At 44.2% G+C, this 16,500-nt stretch carries 20 protein-coding genes; 8 read left to right on the forward strand and 12 right to left on the reverse strand.

Going from position 1 to position 16,500, the window contains the following annotated elements; translation table 11 throughout:
• Position 1 precedes the first annotated feature (1 nt).
• From mtrA to BB781_RS01955, 7 genes are all read right to left on the reverse strand, one after another.
• The gene (gene mtrA / locus BB781_RS01925) at positions 2-730 is read right to left on the reverse strand and encodes a tetrahydromethanopterin S-methyltransferase subunit A (protein WP_094226803.1); all 729 of its coding nucleotides are present in this window, start codon (positions 728-730) and stop codon (positions 2-4) included.
• 1 nt (position 731) lies between these two features.
• On the reverse strand, positions 732-1,046 hold the full coding sequence (locus BB781_RS01930; RefSeq protein ID WP_094226804.1) for a tetrahydromethanopterin S-methyltransferase subunit B: 315 nt from the start codon (positions 1,044-1,046) through the stop codon (positions 732-734).
• On the reverse strand, positions 1,043-1,888 hold the full coding sequence (gene mtrC / locus BB781_RS01935; protein ID WP_094226805.1) for a tetrahydromethanopterin S-methyltransferase subunit MtrC: 846 nt from the start codon (positions 1,886-1,888) through the stop codon (positions 1,043-1,045). Before mtrC ends, BB781_RS01930 begins: the two co-directional genes overlap by 4 nt.
• 1 nt (position 1,889) lies before the next feature.
• On the reverse strand, positions 1,890-2,561 hold the full coding sequence (gene mtrD, locus BB781_RS01940) for a tetrahydromethanopterin S-methyltransferase subunit D (RefSeq protein WP_094226874.1): 672 nt from the start codon (positions 2,559-2,561) through the stop codon (positions 1,890-1,892).
• Positions 2,562-2,605: 44 nt separating this feature from the next.
• The gene (gene mtrE / locus BB781_RS01945) at positions 2,606-3,514 is read right to left on the reverse strand and encodes a tetrahydromethanopterin S-methyltransferase subunit E (protein WP_094226806.1); all 909 of its coding nucleotides are present in this window, start codon (positions 3,512-3,514) and stop codon (positions 2,606-2,608) included.
• Between the two features lie 254 nt (positions 3,515-3,768).
• A complete protein-coding gene (locus BB781_RS01950; protein WP_094226807.1) occupies positions 3,769-4,161 on the reverse strand; it encodes a DUF5402 family protein in 393 nt (130 codons plus the stop codon).
• Positions 4,161-5,192, reverse strand: coding sequence for a peptidase U32 family protein (locus BB781_RS01955; RefSeq protein ID WP_094226808.1), 1,032 nt, complete (start codon positions 5,190-5,192; stop codon positions 4,161-4,163). The genes BB781_RS01950 and BB781_RS01955 overlap by 1 nt, the downstream gene beginning before the upstream one ends.
• Positions 5,193-5,279: 87 nt before the next feature.
• Between BB781_RS01955 and BB781_RS01960 the strand changes: the two genes are divergently transcribed.
• Positions 5,280-6,092, forward strand: a complete 813-nt coding sequence (locus BB781_RS01960; RefSeq protein ID WP_094226809.1) for a sugar phosphate isomerase/epimerase family protein — start codon at positions 5,280-5,282, stop codon at positions 6,090-6,092.
• Positions 6,093-6,138: 46 nt separating this feature from the next.
• On the opposite strand, the gene BB781_RS01965 is transcribed toward BB781_RS01960, so the two are convergent.
• Positions 6,139-6,549: a universal stress protein gene (locus BB781_RS01965; protein WP_094226810.1), complete on the reverse strand. Its 411-nt coding sequence runs from the start codon at positions 6,547-6,549 to the stop codon at positions 6,139-6,141.
• A gap of 108 nt (positions 6,550-6,657) precedes the next feature.
• Between BB781_RS01965 and BB781_RS01970 the strand changes: the two genes are divergently transcribed.
• Positions 6,658-7,125 carry a DUF5806 family protein gene (locus BB781_RS01970; RefSeq protein WP_094226875.1) on the forward strand — a complete coding sequence of 156 codons (468 nt, stop codon included), beginning with the start codon at positions 6,658-6,660 and terminating at the stop codon, positions 7,123-7,125.
• 3 nt (positions 7,126-7,128) lie between these two features.
• Here the strand turns inward: BB781_RS01970 and BB781_RS01975 are convergent, their stop codons facing one another.
• Positions 7,129-7,443, reverse strand: a complete 315-nt coding sequence (locus BB781_RS01975; RefSeq protein ID WP_242492495.1) for a hypothetical protein — start codon at positions 7,441-7,443, stop codon at positions 7,129-7,131.
• 71 nt (positions 7,444-7,514) lie between these two features.
• Between BB781_RS01975 and BB781_RS01980 the strand changes: the two genes are divergently transcribed.
• Positions 7,515-7,802, forward strand: a complete 288-nt coding sequence (locus BB781_RS01980) for a signal recognition particle protein Srp19 (RefSeq protein ID WP_094226877.1) — start codon at positions 7,515-7,517, stop codon at positions 7,800-7,802.
• A 40-nt stretch (positions 7,803-7,842) separates the two neighbouring features.
• Here BB781_RS01980 and BB781_RS01985 read toward each other — a convergent pair whose 3' ends face one another.
• A complete protein-coding gene (locus BB781_RS01985) occupies positions 7,843-8,022 on the reverse strand; it encodes a preprotein translocase subunit Sec61beta (protein WP_094226811.1) in 180 nt (59 codons plus the stop codon).
• 108 nt (positions 8,023-8,130) lie between these two features.
• Positions 8,131-9,150 carry an S-methyl-5-thioribose-1-phosphate isomerase gene (locus BB781_RS01990; RefSeq protein WP_094226812.1) on the reverse strand — a complete coding sequence of 340 codons (1,020 nt, stop codon included), beginning with the start codon at positions 9,148-9,150 and terminating at the stop codon, positions 8,131-8,133.
• Between the two features lie 210 nt (positions 9,151-9,360).
• On the opposite strand from BB781_RS01990, the gene BB781_RS01995 reads away from it, so the two are divergent.
• The 3 genes from BB781_RS01995 to BB781_RS02005 all read left to right on the forward strand — a co-directional run bounded on the left by BB781_RS01995 (position 9,361) and on the right by BB781_RS02005 (position 12,713).
• Positions 9,361-10,026 carry a hypothetical protein gene (locus BB781_RS01995; protein WP_094226813.1) on the forward strand — a complete coding sequence of 222 codons (666 nt, stop codon included), beginning with the start codon at positions 9,361-9,363 and terminating at the stop codon, positions 10,024-10,026.
• 90 nt (positions 10,027-10,116) lie between these two features.
• On the forward strand, positions 10,117-11,961 hold the full coding sequence (locus tag BB781_RS02000; protein WP_094226814.1) for an HD domain-containing protein: 1,845 nt from the start codon (positions 10,117-10,119) through the stop codon (positions 11,959-11,961).
• Positions 11,961-12,713, forward strand: coding sequence for a tRNA (adenine-N1)-methyltransferase (locus BB781_RS02005; RefSeq protein WP_094226815.1), 753 nt, complete (start codon positions 11,961-11,963; stop codon positions 12,711-12,713). Before BB781_RS02000 ends, BB781_RS02005 begins: the two co-directional genes overlap by 1 nt.
• 9 nt (positions 12,714-12,722) lie before the next feature.
• Here the strand turns inward: BB781_RS02005 and radB are convergent, their stop codons facing one another.
• The gene (radB, locus tag BB781_RS02010) at positions 12,723-13,391 is read right to left on the reverse strand and encodes a DNA repair and recombination protein RadB (protein ID WP_094226816.1); all 669 of its coding nucleotides are present in this window, start codon (positions 13,389-13,391) and stop codon (positions 12,723-12,725) included.
• A gap of 428 nt (positions 13,392-13,819) precedes the next feature.
• On the opposite strand from radB, the gene BB781_RS02015 reads away from it, so the two are divergent.
• On the forward strand, positions 13,820-14,071 hold the full coding sequence (locus tag BB781_RS02015; protein WP_094226817.1) for a glutaredoxin family protein: 252 nt from the start codon (positions 13,820-13,822) through the stop codon (positions 14,069-14,071).
• A gap of 133 nt (positions 14,072-14,204) precedes the next feature.
• The gene (gene nrdD, locus BB781_RS02020) at positions 14,205-16,496 is read left to right on the forward strand and encodes an anaerobic ribonucleoside-triphosphate reductase (protein WP_394335323.1); all 2,292 of its coding nucleotides are present in this window, start codon (positions 14,205-14,207) and stop codon (positions 16,494-16,496) included.
• The last annotated feature ends 4 nt before the right edge of the window (positions 16,497-16,500 follow it).

A 16,500-nucleotide genomic window follows, 5' to 3' on the forward strand; every position in this document is an offset into this window, starting at 1 on the left:
GTCAGTTACCTCCGAACAGTAGCATTCCAAGCAGTGTTAGTGTGATTGCAAGGCCAATCATTGCGCCTTCTATCTTTCCTGCATGTACGCCTGAGTGGAACTTGTTGAGGTTACCGATAACCATCATTTCTTTGTTGATGCCCAGTATCCTGCTTCTGATGGTTGCTATCTCAGCTGCCATTGGCTTAAGTCCGCCGGCCTCTTCGGTCTCGTCTTTGCTTCCTCCTCCTACTTCAAGCACCATTGGGTCTGCGTCGAAAGCTCCAGGGTCTTTTGATGAGTACTCTTTGATCTTTGCAACAATGGCATTCATATCCTCGGTACCGATGAAATCGATACATTCCACCTGCTGCTGGAATCTTTCTATTGCTTCCTGGGTCAGGTTCTCTACGTAAGGAATAGCACCACTGGCACCGACAATCCTGTTGTCCTTTACACCATTCTGGTGGATCTTGATGATTGCTTCCCCTGTAATATGACCCTTTACTTCAGATCCTGTTACAATTAGGTATCTGATGTTTGGGTTTGATATTACGTGTGCAACCACTTTCTCAAGACCAAGATTCTCGGTCTTACATGGACCTGTTATACATGCACCTGCATCTAACTGAGGACCACTGGCAAGGTGTGAACCACATGTAGCAACTGCAACACAGTTCTTTATGTTGCCAACATCGTATTCACCTTTAAGGATTGGCCATCCCACGGCGGGTTCTCTTTTATCTGCCATTTCACATCACTCCTAATGCGCTCATAACCAGGAGCATAAGTCCTGCAACTCCCAGTCCTACTACTACTCCGTAGAATGTGTTGCCGTAAAAGCCCGCGCTCATGGATGTATCCTCACGTCCCGGGAATGAATTGAGCAGTGCCCTGTCCGGTGAAAGGGAGTTTATAAGGTCATCTGCTATCTTGTCCAGTTCATCAAGCTGTGCCATTATAGGATCCATTGAATAAGCAATTATGTCCTCTCTTTCTGCTGCAAGAAGTGAGGTAAGTGGATCCAGTACAAGATGTACCTCCGGGGCTACGTGTACCATGCTCATTCTAATTCCTCCTTTGAGGGCAACATACCAGTGCCGACCACATCGTATGCATCTCTCTTCACACGGTCATAGAATCCACTGAATCCTATATACCAGAGTGCAAGTCCTATGAGGATTGTAAGTGAACCTGATGCACCTTCGTTGATGCTTGCAACGATTCCAGCAATGATCATTGCTATTGCACCCTTTTCCAATGCAAGCATAAGTGTCCTGTCCTGTTTCTCGTCAGGTCCCAGGTTTGCATTGAATGGGTGAAGGATGGCAAGTCCGCCTGCTATGAAGATGACTGCTATATATCCTGTTGTCATGACTCCACTGGCAACTCCCTGTGAGATTATCATTCCGTTGGCTATCTCGTCAAAGAACACGAATGTGCCCATCATAGAAGTACTGAGGCCAACAATCGTTATGGCACCTGCACCTGCAATCTCTATCATGGACTGTACCATTATCGGTATGCCCATGTTGAGTACCTTGTTCGCAAGAACTCCTACTACAAGTCCTATCAGGGACGCAAAGACGAGTGCGACAACAGGTCCGGCTATCCCGCCAACGGCAAGCCCGAATGTGGTAGCGATTACACCTATTCCAAGGGCAAGCATACCAATCGAAGGTACACCGGTACCTAATCCGTAGTTTGCAACCCTTCTGACTGCTGCAGCACCCCATATGATGCCGCATATAGCTCCAAGGGCACCCAGGAATGACATGTATGGACCTACCATGTCAACAAGGAAGTAAGCTGCGTATATTCCTACAAGTCCTCCTATTACTCCGAAGGCTATTATATTGTTCTGTGGAATTGCCTCGTGGGCTCCTCCTCCTCCTCCGCCTGCAGACATCTTACATACCTCCAATGGCTACTACACCCATGATGGCAGCTAAGAATGTTGCGACGAGGGATGCGAACACAGCTTTTGGAAATCTCTTGAACTTAGGGTCATGGAATCCTTCAATGGTTCCTCCTATATTATATGAGGGTATGACCGCATTAACGAAGAAAAGTCCGATTGCGAAAATGCTTGCTATTCCTATAAAGTCTGCTTCAGGAAGTCCGTTCTCAATGCTCAGAAGATAGAAGTATATCATAGATCCTCCCAATCCTCCAAGTCCGGCACCGATAACTCCACTTATAAATGATGCGGTGGGTATTCCGTGTCCTTCTGTACCCTGTGATACGTAGAGATCCTGTCTGTCCTTGGTTATTGGGTCATACTTGACCTTTGCAGATGCAGGTGGGCAACCTACTCCATAAACATACAGCCATTGTCCGACCAGCATTGTTACTGCTATCATTATCATGGCACCAACGGTTCCAGATGCGACAACCAGTCCCATGCTGTCGGTGGCATTCATCATGAACCCTGCTGTCACAAGACCGGTTAGGCCTGCTCCTGCAGCGAGTTGAACTGTACCTGTACCGACACCAGTGGCCTGTGCCATAGCAGCAGGGGCTCCCCCAACAGGTACTAAATGGACGCCCAATGAAATAAGTACACCACCGAAGGTTATCATAAGTATATTAAGAAAATCATCTGCTATTATTCCTACAATATCTATCAAGCTGCCACCTCTTCTTCATCACTTTTGTAGGGGCCGAATGCATTCCTGGCATCCACTTCGATCTTCCTGTTCCACATCACCATCAACAGTACCATAGCAACTCCTGCTATGATGGATTCCCATCCCATGACTTCACTGATGGAAGGGTCGAATACTACAGTTATCCATCCGCTGAGGAACACCACCATACCAAAGGCGATTCCGGTTGCAGGTCCACCGAACTTTGCACAGAACCATGAGTTGTCGATACCATTTCTCAGACCGGATTCTGCTTTTCTCACGATATTACCGGAGTTTGCAGCGTTAAGACCTGATCCGAACTCGACATTCTGGAATTCACGCTCTGCACCGTAGTGTACGTCACCGGTTGATGAACCGATAGCTCCAACCGCGATTCCCCAAATGAATGCCAGAAGTGGCAGTGAGAACGGATGTGCCATTACAGCTACCATAAGATATGATACCACAAGAATACAGAATGTTGTGATAAAGGCATATCCCATAATTACGGGTGTGTGACTTCTAATCAAATCAAGATAAATTGGTTGTTTAAAACGTTTCTGACTTGCTGATCTGCCGAAGTATGATGTTACTGAGTAGGTACCATGCACTGCCGCAGCGACTATTGATCCAATGATCAATGCCAGAATTGGGGATGCACCGGTGGTCATCAGAACGGATGCGGTTGTTCCACCAATTGCACACATAAGTGCGTTGGATGGTGGTTCTCCAGAAACAGCTTTATTATAGATCCTGTGTGGATACATCATCTGGGGCGCTAACTGCACTTGGGAGTTTGGGTTACTCTGGGACCCAACATCTGATTCAAGGTCTTCAGAGGCACCTGCAATAGTTGCGGCGGCTCCCATTAGTGCCAGCACGCCCATACTTGTGAGCGGTTCCATTCACATTTCCTCCTTTTATGTTATATATTAATATTAGCGTAAATCGTGCCAAAATTACAATAATTGTTTTTTTTTTAAATTTTATTATAATTACTATGGCGTAGACTAACGTCAGGTGGTTTGCATTATATTAAATACTTCTTAAACCTTTCGAATGGATTCACTTAAAAAGGGCATCTTTCAGGCAAATGGATAGGAAACTATTTCAAGAGCCGAAAACAGTGAAAATATATATTTAAGGATATGAGTGCAATTTACTTTTCTTCCCGACGGATAAAGTTAAGTATATATATATCCGGTCTTGGCTTTTTGCCAGTTCCCCGGGCAAAATCCATGTAACATCTGTTGCAAAGTATCCGGCTGTTAAGCGAAGCTATTTCTGCCGTGCCCGGCACAAGCCTGGCAAAAAGAAAAGAAGGTTCTATCTCAAGATATTCTGATGTCTTTTTGAGATACTCTTTAATATGTTCCTCAAAGATCTCAAGGTCATCGTATTGCAGTCCCCTGGTGTTTATAGTGGCTCCTTTGCATCCGCAAGGAAGGGCAAACACATCCATCTCTATAAGGAATACCGGTTTTAACAGCAGGTTCCTCAGTTTGATCTCCAGCTCGCTGCGGTTCTTTGATAATGTATCTGTTATTGTCATTATTGACCTCCTTCTTCTTTCAGGGGCCTGAGCACATTTTCGCAACCTTCGGTGGAATAGACTTTTATTATCTTTTCTGCCAGTTTCTTACAGTATCCGCATTTGTTGCAGACTTTTCTGCATTGCTTCCACTGGAATATTGCTCCTTCCAGTTCTTTGTTGGGTATATAAAAAAGGTCTTTCAGGTCTTTTGGGCAATCAAGCAGGTCCATAAGGTTGCCGTCATATGATTCGCTTGAATAAGCCTGTACGTTGTTGAGTATCCAGTTGGGGAAGTGCGTCCTGCCACCTATTTTGAATATGTCTGTTATATGTTTGTATTCCCTGAGGTCTTCCGGCCTTATCCATGGGGATTTGATAAGTTGCTGCGGATCATTTATCCTGAGTGAAAGGCATTTGTAATAATAATAGTCATCAAGCACATTTAATTTTGGTCCCGGTCCATTAGCATGGGAGAAGAAATTAAAGTGTGCATATCTGAAAGGACATTGGTATAAGCATCCTTCATTTACCAGGAGTTTCAGGTCACAGGACACTGCATCCCTAATGGCTTCAAGTTTATCAAAATCCCGGTTAATGACCGGATCTATAACAATAGTATCTGCCCCGAGTTCTTCATAGAACTCTGCCTTTTGCGGTGAGTCCACAAAAGAAAGTACTGATACCACGACTTCCATATCATAATCCTTTGCCAGCATTTCAACAAAGTATGGCTCAGCAACAGTTATAGAATCGATTCCTATTTTATTGAGTTGATTAAAATACCAGTTGATCCTGTTGTATCCTTCAGGGGTGAGATGTTGTCCGCCCATGCATGAACTGTTAAGGACTATCTCCATCTTAACTCCCTTTTCGTGGGCATATATGGTTTGCTCAGCTATCTCTTCAAGTCCCGGTGCGCTGAGATTAGTTCTTCCGGTACCTACATAATCAGGAGTACCTGCCATGTAAATCCCATATATGTCATTGGAGCTGGTGAGCAGTTCTTCAAGTCCCTCAAGATGTCCCACATGGGGCACATACAGTTTCATTGTTTGGTGGTACTCTTTAATTTAGATAAGTATTTTGGTACTGGAATAAGCACAAATCTTATCAATTGCCACCATATCCAGTTATTCATGATACTAGGTGCTTCGTCCTTTACAGGCAAATTTTCCGATATAGCTTCAGAATTGCAATCAGTCGAACTTTACATGCCAAAACTTAACGTATATAAGGATTCCATATTGCAGAAAGACATCCTTGGTTCAATACTTGATGAGCTTTCAGTATTTGATATGAGGACCTCAGTGCATGCTCCTTATTTTGCTGATGTGCCTACTTATCCTAAAGATGTGGTTGTTGACACAGCCAACATGGGTGAAACGGAGTTCCGCCTTATCAGGGAATCAATAGATATTGCCGCAAGGCTTGGTTCTGGGACTGTGGTTCTGCACCCCGGGCGATTTGACACTGACCATGAAGCCTGTTTTAACAAAATGATCTCCAACCTAAAAATCCTTGCAGCCTATGCGCAGGACTGCGGGGTGATGCTGGGGCTTGAGAATAAGGAAGGTACTTCGACTGGTAATATGTGTTGTAGCGCAGAGGAACTTGTGCGGGCCGTGACAGAAGTTAATTCCGATAATCTTGGGGCGACCTTTGATATTGGTCACGCGAACCTTACATGTGGTGGTGACCAGGTAAAACTTCATGAATTCGCAAAGGCAATCGCTCTTTATGTGGTTCATGTGCACGTCCACGACAATAACGGGGTCTGGACAGACCAATATGATGGAGATGAACATCTTGCACCCGGGGCGGGAACTATTGACTACACTGCCCTGAAAGAATTGAAAGGGTACCAGGGAATTTATAATATGGAGTTGTTCTCCATGGAAGATGTCCGTATGGGCAAGGAAACGATAAAAAAGTGCCTGGAAAATCTGTAATGCACATTTTGAAAGCCAGCGTTTGTTTCCAGTTCTGGCTTGTTTCTTAAATGTTGTAATTAGGCGGTACAACCAGGACAAGTACGTCCGATATCTGGAGCACTTTCTCAGTGACAGACCCTACCAGTTTTTTCAGGCCATTCTTGCCCTGTGTGCCCATGATTATTCGATCAACACTCATGTCCCTGGCAATCTCAACTATCTTCTCGGGGGCACTGCCGTCTTCTATCAGGGTTTCGATCCTTTCCATGGAGCATCCTGATTCAATGAGTATATCCGCAATCATCGAAATGACATTCTCTGCTCCTTCCTTCTGCCATGTCTTCCTGGAGAAACCCTTGTCGGGAACAACGTGGAGAACAATCAACTTGTAATCATGTTTTAAAGCTATTCTGGCTGCTACTCTAGCGGCATTTGATGAATATATTGAACCATCTGTGGGGATGAGTATTTTCATTCAATTTATGAATTGTGTAAGTTATTATTAAATATGTTGGATTCTCTAATGTGTAATACAATGGCTGCAATACTTCGTGCATGTCATTCTAATGATGGGTGAATGGCAATGAACAAATACCGTAAATTCAAGAAAATGGATAACAAAAGTTATTCCGATGTAACTCGTTTTTTGAAAGAGACAACACATCTTACTGCAAGAGAATGGGTTATCTCCCGGATGTGTGCAGATTTTAAGAATCTTTCCAACCAGTCTGAAATGACTTGGATAGGTGAGAACCTGCCGGAACTTGTTCCTTTCATGGATGAGACTTACTCACGGCAGGAAGTCTCAAATGCAAGAGCATCTTTCAAGAAAAAAGTCCAGCGCAGTGGCACTACTTTTTTTTATGCCTACTATGCAGGTCTGATCACACAGGAAGAAATGATCGCCATCATTCACCAGATGGTGACAGATATCAAAAAACTGATGGACACAGAAGGCAGTGAGGTTCCCCAGGAGCATGCCACAGAGGTCCAGTTGCTCATTGCCGAGGTATTGAGAAAAATAAATGAATCACTGGATGAAGAGTATTAAGTATCAGCACTCTTCCAGCCCGTGCCTTTTACAATAGTTCAGATATCCCCGCAGCATTCTCATCTCTACCTGCCTGATATATCTCATCTGCACTCTGGATACGTGCAGTGTGTTGTTTCCAATTTTCATCTTTATATCGGAATCCTTAGGTACACTCATTTCCACAGGAACAATGGCAGGCCCTCCGCAGGTGGTGCACAGTCGATAGTCTTTTTTTGATTTGAGGATAAAATCTTTAACTTCATTTTCTATCTTTATTTCGCATGGAATGTCTATCATGGGTACAAGGCAGTATTCTGCATACTTAAGCTTTATCATGGTCTGCCTGTTAATCGTTGATTTTCAGGGCAAATTTAAATTGAATGAGTTGTATTGGTTAACCCATGTTGATGAAAGACAGGGGTAAACTGGTCATATGGCCTGCGTACATCGATAAAACAAAATCCAGAAGTGAAGGGCGTATAATCTCCAGAAAGACTTCTGTGGAAGCCCCGACTCTCAATGAGATCAATCTTGCGGCACAAAAGCTGGGATTTAATCCGGAAGTTGAGGCAGACAAGGCTTATCCGCATAGCTGGTGGGAAACACGTGGCAGAGTACTTATCGATAATACTGCCCCAAAGACTCATCTTGCCAGAAGGATATGCGCCGCTATCAAAGATATGCGCTCAAGATAGTCTTTATTATTTTATTTATAAAAAAAATCAAATATGTGGCTTATGCTATTGGCCACCTTCCAAAATTTGCCTCAAGTATAAGGATAGCAAGTCCGATAACCACACCGACAATAACTACAGTTTTTGGGTCTATGTGTATTGCTTTTTTGTCGGCTTCGTAATAGCGCATAAGGCCGGCAGATGACATCAAGCCGCTACCGCTGGATTTTTTCTGTGACATTGTATCTCCTTATTTAATGTTTATAATTAGTACTTATTAACCTGATATATTGGTTATTATTAATTTATTTGTCCCTTCATGTCTTTCATGATTTAAAAGGATACTCATTCATGCAAGAAGTTCATCCAGCAAAAATGGCGGATAGAATACTCCTTTTTCAGTGATCACCGCAGTCACATTCTCCATCGGTGTTGCATCAAATGCCGGATTATACACTTTGACATCCGCTGGTGCTATCTGCACATCCCTGAAGAAGCGCAACTCATTTTCATCCCTCAGCTCGATTGTAACAGTGTCTTCCCAGTTCTCCGGGTCAAAGGTGGAAATCGGGGCTGCGACATAGAATGGAATCTCATGCTCTTTTGCAAGCACTGAGTGAGTGTAGGTCCCTATCTTGTTGAACACTGCATCTCCTGTTATCCTGTCTGCACCTACGATTACCTTGTCTACCATGCCCTTGCTCATGACATGCCCTGACATAGAATCCGTGATAAGCGTCACAGGTATCTTATCCTGCATGAGCTCCCAGGTGGTTATCCTGCCACCCTGGTTCAGTGGTCTTGTCTCACATGCAATGACGTTGATCACTTTCCCTGACTCAACTGCAGAGCGGATGACTCCAAGTGCTGTGCCCCAGTCCACACATGCCATCCTGCCTGCATTGCAGTGGGTCATAACGGTGTCGCCATCATCCAGCAGTTTGGCTCCGTGTTTTCCCAGTTTCTTGTTAGTTGCCACATCCTCATCAGCAATGTTCTTCGCCTCGGACAAAACCACATCCTTGATACCATCAAGGTCGAATGCATCTGAAATTGCATCCATTGTCCTGTCAACACCCCATGCAAGGTTAATTGCTGTTGGACGTGTGGCCTTAATAGTCTTTGCAGCTATCTTAAGGTCCTTTGTCAGTGCATCCATCTTTTCTGCACTGCTCAGGGTTGCGGCAAGTGCGATACCATATGCACCGGCAGCCCCCAGCGCAGGAGCACCCCTTACTCTCAGGGACTTGATAGCTTCACAAAGCGAGGCAAGCGTTTTGCATTCAATGACCTTATACTCCAGTGGGAGAAGTGTCTGGTCTATCATTACGATTGAACTTGATTCATCATTCCAGTCTATGGTTCTCATGCTATCTGCTCTTTAAATGTATCAACCGGGATAAAAATGTAAAGGTTGGTGGGTTAGTTTTCATAGGTAAGGGCGAAGATTGTGTCGGCGAGCCACTTGCGGAAAGAGGCGTATGCCAAACCAGATACGTGTGTTAATTCATCCTGGAATCCGAAACAATATATAAATTGAATTTCTTTCAATCAATCAATCAATCAATTACTTTAAGGGGTGAAAAAAACGGGTCTTTCTGATTATATTGGCAGGTACTGGGTCGGGGCTGAGGCTATTTATGCGGTAATAATCGCAATGACCTTTACCAGTGTTCTCAGGACGTATATTGCCACATCGGATGCATCACATCTTCCTCTCGTATATTCTGCTCTTTTTTGCTGTATAGCCTGGGGAATTGCAGATGGCTCATTCTATGTATGGGAGAGAAAATACACCCTCCAGATGGAGAATGATATAATTGATATGTGCAGATCAAAGCGAAAAAAGAATGCTGCAACATCCCTGATAGATGATCAACTGGGAAATACTATCCTGAGCAATATAGATGTGGATAAGAGGCAGCAATTGTATGGTGAGCTTGTATCACATCTCGCCACAGCCGGGAAAAAGGAATCAGTTTCTGCCAGGGATGTGTTTAATATAATTATGGGGACGACTTTTGTTTCCACGTCCACAGGATTGATAATCGTCCTTCCTTTCTTTCTCACCGGAGACATGTACTCTGCTCTGGCCATATCCAACTGGCTTGGCATATTCCTGCTTTTCACTATAGGCTACTACCGGACATACGAAGAAAACCTGCGCCAAAGGTTTAGATCAGGTTTTATTACTGCCATCATCGGCATGATGATCGCAGCAATTACAGTCATGCTGGGTGGCTAAAGGCTGACGAGAATAATTGTCACGTCCCTGTCAGGCTGTAGAAATACATTTGCCTTTCATTTATATACTCTGTTTTCCTAATATCAGCCAATGCAAAAACCCCTGATAATCCACGACCCGGTACATAAGACCATCCTGCTCGATGAGTTCGAGCAGATGATACTGAGCACAAGGCATGTGCAAAGACTAAGGAATATCCAGCAACTTGGGTTAGTTGACCATGTATATCCAGGTGCCAATCACACACGTTTTGAGCACAGTATCGGCACCATGCACATGGCATCGGTCATCGGGCAGTCCCTTTTACTGGAGGATGAGGATATACGCAAGATAAGGATTGCAGGACTACTGCATGATGTGGGTCATTCTGCATTCTCCCATGCGGTTGAGAACGTGCTCAAGCGTAATCCTCAGCTCCAGCCGGTCATCGAAGGGAAGAAATTCATAAAACACGAAGCTTTCTCCATGGATATTATCTCCAGAATATTGCCACAGGATAACTATATCGCAAGATATGTGGAATCCGAATTTGGCACCGACCCATTCGACTTCTTTGATGAAATATCAAAGATAGCAACAGGTGATGCACAGTCTATTTCAAAACCGTACCTTGCTCAGGTAATTGCAGGTGATGTGGATGCAGACAGGATAGATTTCCTTCTGCGCGACTCATATCATACAGGTGTCTCCTTCGGCCTCATAGACGTTGATCAGATAATCGGCAGCCTCATCATTAAAAACGGGAATGTTGTGCTGGGGAGTTCGGATGGTTCGGGTTACGGCAATGACATGGCTCTCACGGCTGCCGAATCCCTGCTAATATCCCGTGCTCATCATTATACTGCTATAATACACAACCCGAAAACCCAGGCTGCAAGGGTGATGCTTCTCTATGCACTTGAGGATGCACTTGAAAAATTCAAAAATGAGTCCGGGACTGAAGCTGCAAAGAATGAGATAGTTCGCTTTTTTACAGAATACAATGACATTGACCTGCTTAATTTCATAAGGTCCCATGCATCCGAAAAATCTCTTGGATTGCTGAATGACCTGCGTGATGGCAGGCTGTATGTCCCTGTTGCCCGCCTCAGTCAGAAGATAATCCGGCCGTCCACAAGGATGGCGCTCTCTACCATTGCAAGGCATGGTGTAGCTATAAAAAGGCTTGAGGCCAGAATTGCCCGGGAACTCGGGGATGTGCTTGTGGACCTTACGGTAGCCTCCGGTGTTCCCAAAAGTATGCGCATTGCAATGGAGGGCGAGGATGGTTTCTTCTACGATGAATCCGCTCTTGCCAACGGTTTGGTTCGTGCAATATCGCGACAATTGTCGCTTACTGCGTTCTCTCATCCCGATGTGGTCATGGATACGGATTCGACAGTTGTGCTCTCGGAGTTGCGCAGGGTGGTCGATGATCTCTCTCCCAGACTCCTTAATTTCACTCGCGAGGATCATTATCTTCCCATAGAAGGTATAATCCTTTTGTTCTATTCCGTGCATAGTCTTTTTTTAGATGAGAAGCCGGGTTTTGTCTCAATTCCACGTCTTCGGCATATTACATGGCTGTATCGTACTATCCGTGAGTTAGGCAGGTTCCCGAAACTGAGGAATCTTTTTGATTATTCCTTTCATGAAAGGTATGGTTTCCCCTACTGTGAGAAAGTCTTTGAGGATATACAGGTGCTTGTTGCCATGGGTATTGTTGATGAGGATCTTCGCTACTATGAAAAGGATGGGAGGTTCCGGCAGAGTTATGAATATGTGCTGACATGGGAAGGGGTTGAATATGCAGGGACACTTGCAGATGCATACAGCACGGAATTCGAGGAAATGATGTCTTATCTCTCTATGAATAAACATTCCATCACAAGGGATATGGTCACAATTCCATCCGGCAGGTATGTCTCTAAAAAGCGCCCGGCAGGTGTAAAATAATGTTAATTGGTGAATTGGTTTTGCTGAAGACCTCCCACCGGGATAAGGTCAGGGAGTTTATCGTAAAGGTATCCGACGATCAAATGCACACGGATTTTGGTATAATTGAACTGTCCTCTCTCATGGATAAAGTCCCGGGAGATGTCGTGGTGTCTCATAAAGGCCAGGAGTTCACCATCCAGCGTCCCAAAATGCCTGATTTTTTCCGCCATGCAAAGAGGACCGGTGCCCCAATGATGCCCAAGGATATAGGCATGATAATCGCCTATACCGGACTCAATAAGAATGATGTGGTTCTGGACGCAGGTACTGGTTCGGGTGTACTCGCAATGTACCTTGGATCCATTGCAAAACGTGTTGTGACTTATGAGGTAAGGGAAGATTTTGTGGAAGTTGCCCGCAAAAATGTAGAGAATGCCTGTCTTAACAACGTGGAGCTTCGATGTGGTGATATTGTTGAGGAAATAAAGAACCTTAATGAGAAATTTGACATCATAACCCTTGACACTCAGAATTCTAAAGATGTTATTCCACATGTGAAAAATGTATTGTATCAGGGAGGGTTCCTCGCTACTTATTCCCCATTCTTTGAGCAGACAAAAGAGATACGTGATGAAATCGAAGCTGCGCAATTCTATGATGTGACAACTATCGAGTGCACTGAGCGTGAGATTTCTTTTTCATCAAGGGGTACCCGGCCATCAACAACTAAAGTCGGGCACACGGGCTTTATCACAATAGCAAGAGCTTAAGCTCTTTTTTTATCTTATACCTTCACCGGTTATTGTGAATTCGCAGGTCCTGCCTTCCGGGAGTGAGCGGTGTTTCCAGAGTTTTGCACGTCTTGTGCCCTCTCCTATTTTTTCAAACTGGATGATGGTTTTTGATATGTGCTCGATGCCACTGCCGCCTATCGGTCGTACTGTGCCTGTTGTGATGTCGTTGTATACCTGATTTGTGATGACGGCCACAATCCTGTGTTTGCGCGCAACGGCATGTACAAATCCTATCTGGTTTGCAAGTTCTCTTCTGGTTCTGATACTTGACTCTTCCTGATCAAGCTCATACCTGTAAAAAGCGGTTGCCGAATCTATTAGTATGAGGCCTATTCTGTCTGAGATAAGTTTCTCTATTTCCTTGACAGCAGCGTACTGTTCTTCAAAATTATGGGGTTCGAATATGATTATTTGCTGTGCTATCTCCTTTGCATTCTCTCCTGCAATCTGTTTGAACCTGTCAGGTGAGATGGCCTCAGTATCTATATAGATGACTTTTTTCCCTTTTTTGACACATTCAACAGCAAGCTGGAGGCACAAATTGCTTTTGCCACTTCCGGCTTCTCCATATATCTGTGTCACTACTCCGGTTTCAAATCCTCCTCCAAGAAGTTCGTCAATAGGCTTGCAGCCGGAACTAAGTTGTTCAGTTATCTTTTACACCCCTTGATTGGATTATGTGCTATAATAGAGTTTATGATATACATCTTTTGGCAATGGTATTGCATTTTTCTTTAAGTGTTTTTCTGTTTGTTTTTTTTTTTTAGTGTGAGTTATCTTTAACTCAAGTGAATCTATATTTTCTAGCAGAACATATGATAACATATATGGTAATAATATGTTATCATATATGTATCATACCTGGTAACATTTGTGGTGTAATATTGTTCACTATATATTCAAACGCAGTTTGAAAAAGCATTATTAAGCTATAGCTCATTTGTATAATTTACCATCTGGTGAAAAAGGTAAATATTATAACAATGCCGCTGGAATGTGCTTTTTCAACAGGTATTGTTGTTCCTCTCCAAAATGGCTTTAATATAAAAATATAATTATATGTTATGAAGGGACGCGAGAAAATGGTTGAAGTGGTTATATATACAACAAAGACTTGCCCGAAATGTGAGCAACTCAAAAAGGTACTTGAATCAAAAGGAATTGCTTTTGCAACTGCAGATATGTCTACTTCTGAAGCTTTGACCGAACTGAAATTCAATGGTGTTTTTACCATGACTGCCCCTGTACTCCAGATTGGCGACGAATTTTTAACACATAAGGAACTGTTCAATGGTCCTGACGTGAATCTGGAAGTATTGGGCGGCATAGTCTGAGTGCAATCAAACTGAGGTGGGAATGATGGACGTATGTGCTACTAATTTAAAGGAAAAGATCGAATTTGACAAATCAGATTTGGGAACTGATATTCAGGTTCGCGCAGAGGAAGACGAGAGGACAGATATCAGTATGACAGCATTCACAAAACAGCATGCTATACAGAAGACGCTCGATGGCCATATTATCTCTATAATGCCAAAAGTGCGTACCACAGCAGGACATATGGTCGATTGGGATCGCAGTGTTATTGTCAACCAGTTGTTGAAGGAGACAAAGCTTGCTGAGAGGTTCCATGGTAAACCTGGCATCGAAAAAGATGAGGCTTACGAAATTGCAAAAGAAGTAGAGCGTCGTATAAGGACTCTGGATCTTAAGTTCCTTTCAGGTCCGCTTATAAGGGAAGTCGTGAACATGGAGCTTCTCCAGAGAGGTCATGTTGAGTGGAGGAACGTCTCTACTAGGATAGGTACTCCTGTATATGATGCATGCGAGATCGATCTTGGAAGTGGTTTTGAGGCAAATGATAATGCGAACCTCCAGGAAAATGCCGAAACTTCTCACAAGAAAAAGGCAGACAAGATATCCAAGGAGCAGTATCTTCTTCTTTTGCCTCCAAAGCTTGCTGACCTGCATCTGAATGGTGACATTCACATTCATGATCTTGAGTATCTAGGAACCCGTGCATTCTGCCAGGACTGGGACCTGAGGTATTTCTTCTATTATGGTCTCATGCCTGATGGTTCCGGTGCAAAGGCAAGTGTTGCAGGTCCTGCAATGAAGGCAGAAGTTGCAATACTCCATGCGGTGAAAGCTCTTGGAAGTGCCCAGACCAACTTTGCAGGTGGTCAGGGTTTCTACAATTTCCTGACCTTCCTTGCTCCATACCTCGAGGGCAAGAATTACAATGATATAAATCAGCTCATGCAGATGTTCGTGTATGAGATGACCCAGATGATGGTAGCCCGCGGTGGACAGGTCGTGTTCTCCTCCGTTCAGCTGTCCCCGGGCGTACCAAAACTCTGGAGGGATAAACCTGCTGTTTACAAGGGACGTGTACATGATGGTACCAACGGTACACAGAAGCGTACCTATGGCGAGTTCGAGCGTGAGGTCCGCCTGGCTTTTAAGGCACTCATGGATGTAATGATCGAAGGCGACAACTGGGGCAAACCTTTCAATTTCCCCAAGCCTGAGATTTCCATAGAGCCGGATTTCATGCAGGAAGATGAGTTCTTCAACAAGGCACATCCTGATCTTCCAGGTTATGAGGAACTCTACGACATGACCTTTGAACTTGCAGCTAAGTTCGGGACTCCTTATTTCGATAACCAGCTACCCGAATATAGAGGCGCAGGCGAGGGTATATCCTGCTATCAGTGCTGTGCATACCAGTTCTCAGCAAATGCTGATGCAGATGACAGTTTTGATGACAAGCTCATATTCAAGGATGGAAAGCATTTCTCAATGGGTTCCTGGCAGGTTGTGTCTCTTAACTGCCCAAGAGCGGCATACAGGGCAAATGGGGATGATTCTGCCCTGTTCAATGATCTGAAGAATCTCATGGACCAGTGTATAAAGCTCTTCAAAACAAAACGCAGCTGGATGGAAAACATTATCGAGAACAACAGGATGCCTTTTGCGACACAGAGGCCAAAAGACCCTGTGACAGGCGAAAAAGGTACTATTGCAGTTGATATTGATTCACTTGTTTGTACGATGGGTGTTATCGGAATCAATGAAATGGTGCAGTATCACACAGGCTCCCAGATACACGAATCCAAAGCTGCATTCAAGTTTGCCATCAGGGTAATGACTGAGATGGAGATGTATGCTCATGAACTCAGCCAGAAGCATGGCATGGAAATTGCTCTTGCCCGTACTCCTGCTGAAACCACAGGCCAGAGATTTGCAGTATCAGACCTTCTTCACGATGAATACAGGGATTGCGTTCTGGAAGTTGTAAAAGGTGATAAGGAAGCTGCCCTTGCAAATATTAAAAAGACCCATGATCTGCCTGTCTACTACACCAACGGTACTCATGTGCCACCAGGTGCAAACGTTTCTCTGGTCGATAGAATAAACATCGAACATGTGTTCTTTCCTATAGTTGATGGGGGGAACATCTGTCACATATGGCTAGGAGAAAGTGCTCCCGATGCAAAAGGTCTTAAGGAATTTGCAATGAACATTGCAAAGAACACCCAGGTAGGTTATTTTGCCTTCACAAAGGACATGACTATATGTCTCGATGACTTCCACATGATGTCCGGTCTGAAGGAGGTTTGTGAGAACTGTGGCTCTTCTCATGTCGAGCAGATGTCAAGGGTAACTGGGTATGTGCAGGCCGTCAACGGATGGAACAATGCAAAGAAGCAGGAGCTTGCAGACAGGATGCGCTACAACTCCTCAGATATGATCTGATAAG

Origin of the sequence: Methanolobus psychrotolerans (assembly GCF_002243045.1) — an archaeon.
Classification (GTDB): domain Archaea; phylum Halobacteriota; class Methanosarcinia; order Methanosarcinales; family Methanosarcinaceae; genus Methanolobus; species Methanolobus psychrotolerans.